Origin of the sequence: Haematospirillum sp. 15-248, assembly GCF_012102665.1 — a bacterium.
In the GTDB taxonomy this organism is placed as follows: Bacteria; Pseudomonadota; Alphaproteobacteria; order Rhodospirillales; family Rhodospirillaceae; genus Haematospirillum.
Genome location: NZ_JAAVTF010000004.1, coordinates 1 through 13,168 on the forward strand (window position 1 = coordinate 1; position 13,168 = coordinate 13,168).

Below are 13,168 nucleotides of genomic sequence, written 5' to 3' on the forward strand. Positions count from 1 at the left end.
ATCTCTCAATTCAAAAAAAACTTGCTTCTATACAAAATAAAAAACAAACGCGGGGTGGAGCAGCCCGGTAGCTCGTCAGGCTCATAACCTGAAGGTCGCAGGTTCAAATCCTGCCCCCGCAACCAAATTCGCCCGCTAACTCAAAAGGTTAGCGGGCGTTTTCGTTTTGCGATTAAACTCCGATTCCGCCCGTGGAAGCACTGTGGAAGCAAGAGGGAGCGTATTTCTTCGCAGGGGATCGATCTCTTTGGTGGAACTCAATCTTCGCCGAACAGGGACGGCTGCCCCCTTTCGCGACTCATCCCCTGATAGCGAATCGGGCGCCCCTTCTTAGTTGCCGACTTGTCCGCGATGGCTCGCTTTAGCCATGCCGAAACCTGCTGCTTGGTCAGATCGAGCTCTTTCGCGAGTTCGTCAGCGCTCAGCGGCTTATCCCTCGTGGCGACGATCAAACTTTCTACGAACATGTCGTAAAGGCTCTTGGGATGTTGGGCCTGCCCATCAATCGCCGATCCCGCGTGCTGGTCCTTTGCCACGATGCCGGTGTGGGTCGTGTCGTCTCTTTTAATGATCTCCTGCTCAACGCTAACTGAGGAGTCGACACTTTCATGCGCTTCGCGCGCATGTGGTGGTTCTGAATCGCGCATCAAAAGTGGAATATCGGAAGCTTCTTGCGGAAGGCCGGTAGCGCTAATCAGGTCCTTCAACTGCAGTGGCAGATCCGAAAGGTACCTGCCGCCTTGCTGAACAAGGTCTGCGTTCCCGCTCGATCTATCGCTTGAGCGCTTCACCCACAATGGAACCCAGCCCGCCTTCAGATCCTCGATGGCGCCAGCCCAGGTCCCTCCCTTTTCCCGTGTGCAGGAAACGACAATCGCAGCATCGGCGAGGCAGTAGATGTATTTGTTTCGAGCCATCGCATTGCCGACATTGAAGCCTGCCTCCGGGCTGAAGGGCGAAACAAGGACTAGATCGTTCGACATAAGATGCTTGCGGTATGCAGACGAAGTGGCGGACCGCAAAAGGCTATCCGCCAAGACCCCCACAGCGGTTCCTTCGCGCTTAAGCGTGCCGAGCATCGCGCTCTGGTCGATACCTCGCGCTCCGCCGGAGACAATAGACAGCCCTTGCGTGGCAGCATCGCGTCCGATGCCATCAGCAAATGCCATGTCGGCATCCGTGGCATCGCGTGACCCGACAACCGCAATCCCCCCTGAATTCAGCAATGCTTTGTTGCCGCAGCCGAAGAGGACAGCCGGAGAATCCTGCCGTAGTTGGCGCTTCAGGCGATCGGGATACTCAGGGTCCGACCGAGTCAGCACCCACAATCCGGCGCGCTCCCAGCGTTCGAGGGAAAGCCCAAGCGCGCCCCCTCTCTCAAGCAGGCGCTCTACACGGTGTGCGGTGATCGATCTGTCAATCAACCCGGAAAGGTTCGAGGAAACGCCCCCGGACAGCAGCGAGGCAGGTTGGAGGTTGTGCTCTTTAAGCCAGATGGCAAACCGTGCCCACTCGCTGGTTGTGAGGGGCTTTTCACCGTGCTTCTCGTCCTTCCCGAAATGGACCGTGAGGAGCAGGACTGCTTGTGTCTGGCTGCCAATATGCATGTCAGCCCCCTACGCTTGATGTTGCCAGCGCAACGGGCCAAACGGCGCCGCCCCCCGACCGCCGGAGCAGTGCCGCGATGATGGTCATGGTCCAACCCGAGTCGACAACATCATCGACAAGAAGAACCGGCTCACGAGAAACGTTGCCAGTAATAGCGAATACTCCATCGAGATTTCGGCACTGATGAAAGCGGTTTTGCTGTTCTTTCTGCGGCTCGTTCACACGTACCTTCGTCACAGATTCTATGAAAGGAATTCCCAGCCGTTTGGCAAGCCGACCCGCAAAGTCAGGGACGAGCGTGGGATGATTTTTCGACGGCACGCAGGTGACCCATCGGGGTCCAGGGTTTGGCTTCCATCTCGCAGTTAACATCTCCGCGACCGCTTCGACGAGTTCGTCACGAAAACGGCCGGAGTGTTTATCGTCAGCAACCAACTGCCCCCAGCCGGCATCTCCCCATTGCGATAGGACGCGGCCAGTTTCAGCTCTTAGGTTCTGGGGGAGATTGCCTTGCAGGCGATACTCAACAAACGCGTCGCGCGCGACCTGCTTGTTGCATTCGAGGGGGGATTCCGAATGTCGCAGAAAGAGTGAAGCATCGATCGCTTGCGTCCGGGAAAAGCTCGGATCAACGATCGGCTTTCCGAGGCAATTTGAACACTTGCCGCAGCGTTCAGCATTCTCGTCGTCCAAAGAGTTAGCCAAATACTCCATCAGGCAACCGGGCGCAGATAAGTAACCCTGGATCTCGCCCCATTCGGTTTCGCGTTGCGTGGTCAGACGCCGTATCCGCTCGTGATCCATGCGGTACGGAATCGGGGTGCGTTTCCAGTGAGAACCATCCTTGATAATTGGCGCTGGGCTATCCACGGACAGAAACTTCAGTACCTGCTCAATCTGGCCATGCCTAAGATTCACAGCTTCCTCTACCTGAGCCGTCGTTAGGCCGTCTGAGTCCTCAAGCGCCTGCAAGATTGACACGACAGATTTTTCCCGAGGGAAGGCGCTCTTACGGAAGTAGTCGCGAATATCGTCATCCTCATCGCCGGACATCAAAACGCCATATGCAAGATCAATCGCTCGTCCCGCACGTCCAACCTGCTGGTAGTAAGCGACAATAGAGCCGGGCGCTTGGTAATGGATTACGAATCCCAAATCTGGCTTGTCATATCCCATCCCAAGCGCTGTTGTGGCTACGAGGGCCTTTATTTCGTTTTTCAGGAGCTGCTCTTCGAGGTGCTGCCGATAGGAATCTGAGTCTGGAAATCCATCTCCAGTGACGCCACTATAGTAGGCGCGAGCGACAATCCCTTTGTTGTTCAGCCACGTCGAGACCTGGTCCGCGTCCCGTTTCGTCAGCGTGTAGACAATTCCAGTTCCTGGTAGCGCTGGGAGGTGTTCAGCCAGCCAAGCGAGTCGTGCAGCTTGCGAAGGAAGCTTCATGACCTGGAGCGCTAAAGATTCCCGGATAAGCGATCCACGCTGAATCTTGATGTTTCCCAACTGTGCTTGGACGTCAGCGATGACCCGATCATTTGCGGTCGCGGTGGTGCCTAGGATCGGCATATTGTCAGGCATTCTTTGGAGAACGTTCACCAGACGCCTGTAGTCAGGTCGGAAGTCATGCCCCCAATCCGAGATACAATGAGCTTCGTCAACCACAAGCATGCCGATGCTGTTTGCAACGGGAGCAGGACGTCTTGGACGAATCCGTCGTTTGACAGTCGTTCGGGTGAAATAAGCAGTGCGTCAGCTTGATTGCTGAGAATTTGGCGCTTCAAGGTCGGCCATTCGTCGCGGTTGGTTGAATTGATGCTTAATGCGCGGATGCCGAGTCGTTCTGCTGCGCCGATTTGATTTCTCATCAGAGCTAGGAGGGGAGACACAATCAATGTCGGCCCAAGGCCACGATCTCTGAGGATTCGCGTCGCGATGAAATAGACAGAGCTCTTCCCCCAGCCGGTGCGCTGCACTACGAGCAATCGCTCTCTTCGATTAACCAGCGCGTCGATGGCATCCCATTGCCCTTCGCGGAACGTCGCGGCCTTATCGTCAAGGGCACGTCGCAGAAGAGCGAGGGCGACAGAATGTTCCGTCATCGGGCTAGCCCCCGATTTTGGGATCTTTCAATTTGATCGAAAACGTCTTCACCAACATCTTCGTCAAGCCCGACACCAGAATGAGCATTTTCGAGCAGTAGCAGGCTCAGGGTCATATCGAAGCGATCGGAGACGATCGTCATCTCGGTTACCGGCTCATTCGGTAACCACACCCCGGCCGGCAGGGCTACGGGGGCACGCAGTTCACTATCGCCGAACGCGCCGCCGGCAACAGAACCGCTCGGTACGGGGACCACGAGCCCCTTCGATCGGATGTATGCGCCAGATTTTAGGGCGGGATCACTGGGCTTGGCCCAGAGTATGAAACCTTCTCGCGCCGCCACGAGGAGCGCGCGCTGCTCGGTGAATTCGAGCCACTTCAACGTCGCAGCGGTGAGGGAGACGCCGTACCGATCGGCACAATGGCCGAGGAGATCGAGATCAATCGTCTGCCCCAGGATCTGCTTTCGGAAATCGTCGATCGGCATCAGCAGGTACGACGCAAACTGGTTCGCATCGCTTTCTCGCGCCGCATCCTCGCGATCCCATTGCGTGACGTCGCGTTGGCTGCAGAAGAATTCGTCAAGTTCCTGGCGGTGTCGCAGGTAGTGCCCAAATTCGTGGGCGAGGACGAAGTTGATGCGGCCCGGCACAGAGAGGGAGTCGTTGTAGACGATGCTCCACATCGGCTTCGCGCCCTTACTGCGAAAGAGGGCCCCTTCGAAGCCGTCCAGCTTTTCGCCCTTCACCATCGTGATGGGGTCGGGGAAGCATTGCCGGGAATAGTCCTGGGCCAGCGCCCTCACGTCGACGGGGAAGCGCTCGATGCCCGGCACCTTGTTCAATATCTGTGTGAGCCGGATTGCCCACGCTTTCCCGGATGCGAGCTGGTTCATTCGGGTTTTTCCCAAGCCTCCAGAATCTGGCGAAGGCGCTTCTTCGTATCGATCGGCATTTCCTGGTATTTGCGGAAAAAGGCTAGGTCGACATCGCTGGGCTCCGGCGACTCGCGCTTCTCGTCCAGCAGGAACTCCGCCGCGCGGCTGTCTCCCTCGCGGACCACGACGATGAGCCGGTCAATTTGTCCTGGTCGCCCGAACATCGTGGCTATGGCTATTTCAGCCCATCTGCGGGATGGGTGCCCGTCTCGGACGGCCAGATGGCGTCGTTCGGCATCAACTTCGAGAAGCTGTTCAAGCGCATGCTGGAGCGGCTCGATCTTTCGACACGTGCGTCACCGACGGTCCTGTTGCCCGACCTCCTGTGGGAAATCGGGGAGGTGAGGCTGCCTGGTCGGAGCAAACGCGTGCCGCTCTGGATCGGCCGCAGGCTTGCCGACCCGAAAGTATGGGGCAGGTTTGCCGACACTGTGCGCGCACGCCCGGCGCCGGGATTGCGGATCGTGCTCAGCTTGACGCCGGCCGACCGGCTTCCGGCACAGATCCATCAAGGCCATTCGATCATTGCGGTCCGCGACATCGTTGATCATGCCAGCGGCTTGGTCGTCGATTCTGATCTGCTGGCCGCACGTGTCGCAACGGGCACGACGTCGACCGATGCCTTGATCACCATGGCCGCCGATGGTGCGTTCGTCACCGTCGGAGGGAAGCGCTACGCGTTCCCAGGATCGAAGCAGCGTGCCGTCATCCGGCAGCTGTACGAGGCGTGGGCAGCCGGAAAGCCAGAATGTCTGACGGTGGAGGTTCTTGAGAACGCCGAATACAGCTCCAGCGTCAACACGCTCAACAAGGCATTCTCCGGCAGAACAGATTGGCGGGATTTCATCAAGGAGGAGCACGGCCGCTGCTGGATGTTCCACTAAGCCACGCCATACATCACCACCATCAAGCCGCCCGCTGGGGCGGCTTTTTCGTTTTCCGACGCAGCTTCTCGATTCCTACCCTGAGCCCTACCTCGCACCTTCCCGGCTCCTACCCTCGCACCCCGCATCTTCCTCGCAGGTTTTCGTCACCGCCTGCTGGAGGACGCGATGTCCGTCAAACACCTGAACCAGATCGATCTGGCCCGCCGCTGGAGCATCAGCCCGCGCACGCTTGAGCGCTGGCGCTGGCTCGGCCAGGGCCCTCGCTACATCAAGATCGGCGGCCGCGTCGTCTACCGCGTCGAGGAGGTTGAGGCCTTCGAAGCGCAGCAGACCCGCGCCAGCACGTCCGAGATTCCGGAGACGCCCGCCCTCGCGCGGAGCGCCTGACCCCGGCTTCATGCCGGGTTCTCCAGGGAATGCAAAACCCGAAAGGGGAATACCTGGACCGCGAAAGCTCCGAGCGGCGTCGGAGCCCGGCAGTAGCAAACCACACGACGACATCGGGGCGCGGCGAAATAGGAGCCAAGCCCATGTTCGACACTCCGCTGAAGCGGCTTCGCAAGAAGTCGTGGCTGTCCGATATCCCCGACAGCATCGATATCCCCGCGATCGGTGGCCGTCCCGCTACCAGCAAGTCCATCGAGGAGGCGAGCCTCGATGATCTGGCCTTCGCGATCCGCGCGCTGAGCAAGCAGTCGTCGGCGATCTACCGCAAGACGAACGCGCTGCAGCAGATCTACGACCTGGCGCGCAATGAGGGCGCGCTCGGCAACATGCTGGCCGTCGCGGCGGCGGCCCGTGCCGAGGAGGTGGCGTGATGAGTGCCCCCTTCGCTTCGACCGGGTTCCGGATCATCACCGCCGATGAGCGTCTCGCCGAACGGCGCGGCATCAAGGGCGTGCTGACCGGCATCTCCGGGATCGGCAAGACGTCCCAGCTGTGGACGCTCGATGCCGGCCGCACGCTGTTCCTCAATCTCGAAGCGGGCGAACTCGCCGTGCAGGGCTGGCCCGGCGACGAGGTGCGGATCCGCGATTGGGAGTTGGCGCGCGATCTCGCGTGCTGGGTTGGTGGTCCCAACCCGGCGATGCGCGCGGACCAGACCTTTAGTGCGGCGCATTACGAGCGGGTCTCTGCGACCTTCGGCGATCCCGTGAGCCTCGCGAAATACGACACGCTGTTCGTGGATTCGATCACGGTCGCGTCAAGGCTTTGCCTGCAATGGTGCAAGGGTCAGCCGCAGGCGACGTCCGATCGCAGCGGCAAGCCCGACATGCGCGGCGCCTACGGGCTGCTGGGCCAGGAGATGATCGCCTGGCTCACGCATCTGCAGCACACGCCGGGCAAGAACGTCTGGCTGGTCGGCATCCTCGACAAGCGTCTCGACGATTTCAATCGCCCGTATTTCACGCTGCAGATCGAGGGCGCCAAGACCGGCCTCGAACTGCCGGGCATCGTCGATGAAGTCGTCACGATGGCCGAACTCAAGACCGAGGACGGCAAGCCCTACCGGGCCTTCATCTGCCAGACGCTGAACCCGTTTGGCTATCCGGCGAAGGACCGCTCGGGGCGGCTCGATGCGAACGAGGAGCCGCATCTCGGCCGGCTGATGGAGAAAATCCGTCGCCCGCTTGGCGATCCGCCGCCCGCACGCCTGGAGTTCGGGCGCCCCGCTGCCGCCGACGCCATCCCCAATCCCACGCCCAATTCCACTGACGCGACCAAAGGAGCCTGAGCCATGTCCACGGCCAACACGATCGATTTCAACGGCGCTGAGACGCAAGACGCGGCTCTGGCGAACATCCCGAGCAACACGCTGCTCAAGGTGCGCATCACCATCCGTCCCGGTGGTGCTGGCCCCGAGGGCTGGCTCACGCAGAGCAAGATCAGCGACGCACTCTATCTCAACACCGAGGCGGTCGTGCTCGAAGGACCGCATGCGCGCCGTCGCATCTACACGCGCATCGGCGTGAAGGGGAAGGGCGTCAACGATCGCGGTGAGGACGTCTATGCCAATCGTGGGCGTGCGCTGATCCGGGGCATCCTCGAATCCGCCCGTGGTGCGCGCAGCGACGATCAGTCCGAGCGTGCGCGCGTCGCCCGTACCATCCGGGGCTTCGGCGACCTGAACGGTCTCGAGTTCGTGGCCAAGGTCGGCATCGACAAGGACCGCAACAACCCCAGCGAGGAGGGGCGCAACGTCATCGCCGCCGCCATTGCTGCGGAGCACGCCGACTACGCGCGTCTCATGGGTGGGGCGCCCTCTGCCCCGGCGTCCGCGCCCTCCTGGGCCGGGAACACGGCAGCCACCCCGCCGCCCGCCGGCAATGCGCCCTTCTGGGCGCGCTGATGGAGGCCGGCCATGATCCCGAGGGACTATCAGAAGGAGGCGGTTGCCGCCGCCCGCACCAAGACCGCCGCGCACGGCAACACGGTTCTCGTGTTGCCGACCGGCTCCGGCAAGACCGCCATCGCCGGCTTCTTCATCGGCGAAGAGGCGAAGCAGCGCCCCGATGACCGCTTTCTGGTCCTGCAGCATACCGATGAGCTGATCGAGCAGAACCGGGGGACGATCAGCGCGGTCACGGGGTTGCCGGGCAGCATCGTTAAGGCGGAACAGGACGATTGGTCAGGTCGTGTGGTTTTCGGCAGCGTCCAGACCCTGGCGCGCGCCAATCGCCGCAACCGCATGGGCGCCTTATCGCATCTCGTCATCGACGAGTGCCATCGGGCCGCTGCCGACAGCTACCAGAACATCATCGGTCACGCACGATCTCTGAACCCCGGCGTGAAGCTCCTGGGCCTGTCGGCGACGCCCGAACGTGGAGATGGGCGCAGCCTGCGCAAGACCTTCAGCAATGTCGGCTTCCAGCTGTCGATCGGCACGCTGATCGAGCAGGGCATCCTGGTGCCCCCGCGCACGTTCACCATCGATCTCGGCGTCGGCGACGCGCTCTCCGAGATTCAGTCATCGATCGGCGACTTCGACATGAACGCCGCCGCCCGCGTGCTCAATCACTCCGTGCTGAACGACACGGTGGTCGAGCATTGGAAGTCCAGGGCTGCAGATCGCCGGACTATCGCCTTCTGCGCCACCATCGAGCACGCGGAGTCGGTCGCAACCGCGTTCCGGGCGGCAGGCATCACGGCCGACACCATCACCGGCGAGATGGCCACGCGCGACCGCGCCGAAATCATCGCCCGGTTCGATCGCGGTGAGATCCAGGTGCTCACCAATTGCATGGTGTTGACCGAGGGCTTCGACAGTCAGCCGGTCGGCTGCATCGCGATCCTGCGGCCGATGCTGCATAAGGGCACGTTCATTCAGGCGGTCGGGCGGGGCTTGCGCAAAGTCGATCCCGAGCGCTTTCCCGGCATCATCAAGACCGATTGCATCGTGCTCGACTTCGCGGGTGCCGCGCAGCGCCATGGCTCGATTGAGCAGGAAGTGCGGCTCGATGTCGAAGAGCCGGAGCCGGGTGCTGCCCCTTACAAGACCTGCCCTGAATGCGAGGCGGAACTACCGCTCGGCACGTCGATCTGTCCCTTCTGCGGTCACGTCTGGGCACGGCAGCCTCGCGAGAAGCGGGTTCTCGACAGCTTCGACCTCACCGAGATCGATCTCTTGCACCGCTCGCCGTTCCGCTGGTGCGACCTGTTCGGCGACGATCACGCGCTGATCGCCAGCGGCTTCGATGCCTGGTCCGGCGTGTTCTTCGATGGCACGCACTGGCATGCGGTTGGGCGCCCGCGGCAAGGACGGCTTCGGCACCTCGCGGTCGGGGACCGCCCGCAGGTTCTGGCGGCGGCCGATGATTTTCTCCGCCATGTCGAAAGCACCGATGCTGCCAGCAAGAGCCGGGGTTGGCTCTCGCAGCCCGCCAGCCTCAAGCAACAGGAGCTGCTGCGCAGGTCGGGGTATCCGGACGCATCGCTCGACTTCGGCCTCTCGAAATACGCCGCCAACTGCCACCTGAACTTCCTGTGGAGCCGGGACGCCATCAAGGCGGCGGTCTTCCGGGCCAGTCTCGGGAGGGCGGCATGACGCAAGGGATCGTCCCCCATGTCCGCGCAACAGCGACTGAGGCTGTGGCATCCGCGTGGCGCGCTCTGCGCGGTTTGCCGACGACCGACCCGTGGTTTTGGATGGTTCGACCCGGTGCGCTCGAAGCAGCCGCGCCCCTCGGTCTGGTTCTGCTCGATGGCGTGCCAAGGCCTCTGGTCGCACTTGGCGCGGAGGTCATCGGCCGTGGTTGACCTCACCGAACAGGAACAGGCGGCGATGCGCGCTGCCATGAAACCAGTTGCCGAGATCATGGCCGAGATCGGCTGGTCGGTGCGGCTCAATGAACTGACCGAGCAGCAGGTGTTGACGCTGATCGAATGCGCGGTCGGCGGCTTCCAAGACGCCATGCGCGCGACCGCCAAGACTGACGCATCGGAGATTCCCTTCTGATGGACGACGCTCTCGATTTCAATCATCGGCCCAAAGAGCCGACCTTCGCGGACACGCTCAATGTGCGGATCGACGCTGCACTCGTGACCGAGAACGAGGACCGTGCGCCGCGCTCCTATCTTGGTGGCTCGCGTCTGGGCGATCCTTGCGCGCGCCGGCTGCAGTACGAGTTTCTCTGTTTGCCGCGCGATCCCGATGGCCGCTTCAGCGGGCAGAGCCTGCGCATCTTCGCGGTGGGCCACAGCCTGGAGGACCTGGCAGTCGAATGGCTGCGCAAGGCCGGGCTCGACTGGCGCACACGAGATCGCGCCGGCGATCAGTTCGGTTTCTCGGTCGCCGGTGGGCGCGTGCAGGGGCACATCGATGGCGTCATCGTCGCCACCGCGATCGACATGGCGCTGCCCGCCCTTTGGGAATGCAAAACGGCCAACGCCAAGAACTGGCGCGAGATCGTCAAGCGGGGTGTGGTGGCGGCAAAGCCCGTCTACGCCGCTCAGATCGCTCTCTATCAGGCCTATATGGGGCTGACCGATGCGCCGGCCCTGTTCACCGCGATCAACAAGGACACGAGCGAGCTCTGGCACGAACTGGTGCCTTTCGACGGCGCCCTCGCGCAGGCCTGCAGCGACAAGGCGGTGCGCATCCTGCAGGCATGCGACGCAGGCGAATGGCTGCCGCGCATCGCTGCTGAGCCGGGCCATTTCGAGTGCGCCTTCTGTGCCTGGAAGCAGCGGTGCTGGGCATGATGGTGCAGGAAACCGTCCCGCTGCCTGTCACCCCGGACGCGGTCAGCATCGCCGCCTATGTCGAAGTCGTGTTCGGCTATTGCGATGGCTGGGTCGCGGTTCGCGCACTTGCCGAAAAGGGGGCGAACGACCGGCCGCCGCACACGCCTTTCGTCGTGGCCGATAAGGAGCTGGCGTCCAAGCTCGCCGTTCAGGCGGGCTGGGCAAACGAGGCCGGCATGGCGCTCTTCGTCGTGCCCGGCACCGTCGCGGCTCCCGGCGAGGCGAAAGCCGAGGACATCGTCCAGACCCAAGTGGTGCTGGTCGATCTCGATCATGGGGGCATTGCGGCCAAGCGCGATCACCTGCTGCGGCACCTCGGCGCGCCGACGCTCGAAGTCGCATCCGGCGGCATCACCCCGGAAGGCCAGCGCAAGCTCCATCTCTACTGGCGGCTGACCGAACCTGCCGAAGGCGAGGAGATCGCCAAGGTCTGCCGTCTGCGACATGCGATCGCGGTCAAGGTTGGCGGCGATCCGTCATTCCGCTCCGCGCACCAGCCGATCCGCGTTGCGGGCTCGGTGCATGCCAAGGGCGGCGTCAGGCGCGCCGTCGAAATCCTCAAGCGGACCGACATCGAGTTCGATCTGCGCGATCTGGCCGAAGCCGTGATGGCCATGCCGCCGCTCGAAGGCGAGGCGATTTCCGAGTTCGATTTCAACGACGCCAGTGCCGGCAGGGGGGCGGTCCCGGAACTGTTCGGGCGTCGGATCCGCGAGGGCGGCGTCGACGGCACGACCCGGTTCGACGCGCTGTCTCGGGTCATCGGCTATTGGATCCGGCGTTGCCGCGAGGGGCACGTCACCCCGGCGCAAGCTTGGGACGAGATCGTCGCCTACAACGAGGCCAGGATCGATCCGCCTTGGCCCCTCGACAAGCTCCAGCATGAAGCCGAACGGCTTTGGAAGCGGGATGCCGAGCGCGGTGGGGGATCGCCCGGAACCCCAGGCGACGTGCCCGGCGACGGCGGTCCCGACGATGAAGCTCCGCCGCCGCAATTCACCGAGGATGCGCTCGCCCTCGAGTTCACGCGCCGATACGGCGAGGATTGGCGGTTCGTGGCGGCCTGGGGGCAATGGCTCGTCTGGACCGGAACCTACTGGCGTCATGAGACCACGTTGATGGGCCTGCATCTCTCCCGGCTGGTGTGCCGGGAGGCGGCCGGGCGCTGCACGCGCGCCCGCCTCGCGGCGAAGCTCGCCAGTGCCGCCACGGTGGCAGCGGTCGAACGACTGGCCCGGGCGGATCGGCGGCATGCCGCGACGGCCGAGGAGTGGGATCGCAACCCTTGGGCGCTCAACACGCCGGGCGGGATCGTCGATCTGCGCTCGGGCGCTCGGCGCGATCACGATCGGGCGGATCGGATGACCCGGATCTCGGGCGCGACTCCCGAGGGTGATTGCCCCACGTGGAAGGAGTTCCTGGCGACCGTCACCAACAACGACGCCGAGCTGCAGGCTTACCTGAAGCGCATGGTCGGCTATTCGCTGACCGGTCTCACGATCGAACACGCGCTGTTCTTCCTCTACGGGACCGGCGCCAACGGCAAGTCGGTCTTCTGCAACGTGGTCGCCGCCATCCATGGCGACTACGCGACGACCGCACCCATGGACATGTTCATGGCCACGACCGGCGAGCGGCATCCGACCGATCTCGCGGGGCTTCGCGGCGCGCGCTTTGTGTCCGCCGTCGAGACCGAGCAGGGGCGACGCTGGGCTGAGAGCAAATTGAAGCTCATGACCGGCAGCGATCCGATCAAGGCGCGCTTCATGCGGCAGGACTTCTTCGAGTTCATGCCGCAATTCAAGCTCGTCATCGCCGGCAACCATAAGCCCGCCATCCGCAACATCGACGAGGCCATGCGACGGCGCTTTCACATGGTGCCGTTCACCGTGACCATCCCACCGGCCAAGCGCGACAAGACGCTCACCGACCGGCTGCTGGCCGAGCGCAACGGCATCCTCGCTTGGGCGATCTAGGGTTGTCTTGAATGGCAGCGCATCGGGTTGAAGCCGCCGGCGGCGGTGCAAGCGGCGACCGACGAATACTTCGACGACGAGGACGCCATCGGGCGGTGGATGGCGGATGCCTGCGTCACCGGCCCGGGCTGCACAGAACTGGTCGCCACGCTCTACGGCGCCTGGAAGGTGTGGGCGGAAGCGGCCGGCGAATATGTCGGCTCGATCCGCCGCTTCTCGGAAAACCTGACCACCCGTGGCTTCGAGAAATGGCGCGAGCCCGTGAGTACCCAGAGGGGATTTCGCGGCATTGCGCTCAAGGCCGCAAGTCGATCCACCACCGATATGGAGTTCTGACTACGATGCAGCCCCTGCAAACGCTCAAAAATACCCGCCTGACAGATCTGACAGATCGACCCCTTATAGACGTCACGCGC

At 62.7% G+C, this 13,168-nt stretch carries 15 protein-coding genes and 1 tRNA gene; 11 read left to right on the forward strand and 5 right to left on the reverse strand.

Annotated elements, in window-relative coordinates:
- Window positions 1-48: 48 nt before the first annotated feature.
- Window positions 49-125, forward strand: a tRNA-Met gene (locus tag HEQ72_RS05315).
- A 132-nt stretch (window positions 126-257) separates the two neighbouring features.
- On the opposite strand, the gene HEQ72_RS05320 is transcribed toward HEQ72_RS05315, so the two are convergent.
- Genes HEQ72_RS05320 through HEQ72_RS05335 form a run of 5 tightly spaced genes read right to left on the reverse strand, consistent with a single transcriptional unit; the run spans window position 258 to window position 4,770 of the window.
- Window positions 258-1,607 carry a DNA-processing protein DprA gene (locus HEQ72_RS05320; RefSeq protein ID WP_168022771.1) on the reverse strand — a complete coding sequence of 450 codons (1,350 nt, stop codon included), beginning with the start codon at window positions 1,605-1,607 and terminating at the stop codon, window positions 258-260.
- 1 nt (window position 1,608) lies between these two features.
- On the reverse strand, window positions 1,609-3,276 hold the full coding sequence (locus HEQ72_RS05325; protein ID WP_416046654.1) for a helicase-related protein: 1,668 nt from the start codon (window positions 3,274-3,276) through the stop codon (window positions 1,609-1,611).
- Window positions 3,201-3,707 (reverse strand): DEAD/DEAH box helicase, encoded by a 507-nt coding sequence (locus HEQ72_RS11230; RefSeq protein ID WP_209316195.1) that lies wholly within the window; start codon window positions 3,705-3,707, stop codon window positions 3,201-3,203. Before HEQ72_RS11230 ends, HEQ72_RS05325 begins: the two co-directional genes overlap by 76 nt.
- Window positions 3,704-4,603: an ImmA/IrrE family metallo-endopeptidase gene (locus tag HEQ72_RS05330; RefSeq protein ID WP_168022772.1), complete on the reverse strand. Its 900-nt coding sequence runs from the start codon at window positions 4,601-4,603 to the stop codon at window positions 3,704-3,706. The genes HEQ72_RS11230 and HEQ72_RS05330 overlap by 4 nt, the downstream gene beginning before the upstream one ends.
- Window positions 4,600-4,770, reverse strand: coding sequence for a hypothetical protein (locus HEQ72_RS05335; protein WP_168022773.1), 171 nt, complete (start codon window positions 4,768-4,770; stop codon window positions 4,600-4,602). Before HEQ72_RS05335 ends, HEQ72_RS05330 begins: the two co-directional genes overlap by 4 nt.
- An 18-nt stretch (window positions 4,771-4,788) precedes the next feature.
- On the opposite strand from HEQ72_RS05335, the gene HEQ72_RS05340 reads away from it, so the two are divergent.
- From HEQ72_RS05340 to HEQ72_RS11235, 10 genes are all read left to right on the forward strand, one after another.
- Entirely contained in the window at window positions 4,789-5,529 is a 741-nt protein-coding gene (locus HEQ72_RS05340; RefSeq protein ID WP_168022774.1) for a hypothetical protein, read from the forward strand.
- Between the two features lie 168 nt (window positions 5,530-5,697).
- Window positions 5,698-5,919 (forward strand): helix-turn-helix transcriptional regulator, encoded by a 222-nt coding sequence (locus HEQ72_RS05345; protein WP_168022775.1) that lies wholly within the window; start codon window positions 5,698-5,700, stop codon window positions 5,917-5,919.
- A gap of 143 nt (window positions 5,920-6,062) precedes the next feature.
- Complete coding sequence (locus HEQ72_RS05350) at window positions 6,063-6,350, forward strand: hypothetical protein (RefSeq protein WP_168022776.1); 288 nt, start codon at window positions 6,063-6,065, stop codon at window positions 6,348-6,350.
- Window positions 6,350-7,267 (forward strand): ATP-binding protein, encoded by a 918-nt coding sequence (locus HEQ72_RS05355; RefSeq protein WP_168022777.1) that lies wholly within the window; start codon window positions 6,350-6,352, stop codon window positions 7,265-7,267. Before HEQ72_RS05350 ends, HEQ72_RS05355 begins: the two co-directional genes overlap by 1 nt.
- Before the next feature lie 3 nt (window positions 7,268-7,270).
- On the forward strand, window positions 7,271-7,882 hold the full coding sequence (locus HEQ72_RS05360; protein ID WP_168022778.1) for a hypothetical protein: 612 nt from the start codon (window positions 7,271-7,273) through the stop codon (window positions 7,880-7,882).
- Between the two features lie 12 nt (window positions 7,883-7,894).
- A complete protein-coding gene (locus tag HEQ72_RS05365; RefSeq protein WP_168022779.1) occupies window positions 7,895-9,577 on the forward strand; it encodes a DEAD/DEAH box helicase in 1,683 nt (560 codons plus the stop codon).
- A gap of 204 nt (window positions 9,578-9,781) precedes the next feature.
- Complete coding sequence (locus tag HEQ72_RS11585) at window positions 9,782-9,988, forward strand: DUF6511 domain-containing protein (protein ID WP_168022780.1); 207 nt, start codon at window positions 9,782-9,784, stop codon at window positions 9,986-9,988.
- The gene (locus tag HEQ72_RS05375; RefSeq protein ID WP_168022781.1) at window positions 9,988-10,734 is read left to right on the forward strand and encodes a hypothetical protein; all 747 of its coding nucleotides are present in this window, start codon (window positions 9,988-9,990) and stop codon (window positions 10,732-10,734) included. Before HEQ72_RS11585 ends, HEQ72_RS05375 begins: the two co-directional genes overlap by 1 nt.
- A complete protein-coding gene (locus HEQ72_RS05380) occupies window positions 10,731-12,752 on the forward strand; it encodes a phage/plasmid primase, P4 family (protein WP_245184183.1) in 2,022 nt (673 codons plus the stop codon). Before HEQ72_RS05375 ends, HEQ72_RS05380 begins: the two co-directional genes overlap by 4 nt.
- Before the next feature lie 27 nt (window positions 12,753-12,779).
- A complete protein-coding gene (locus HEQ72_RS11235; protein WP_209316197.1) occupies window positions 12,780-13,088 on the forward strand; it encodes a hypothetical protein in 309 nt (102 codons plus the stop codon).
- Window positions 13,089-13,168 lie beyond the last annotated feature (80 nt).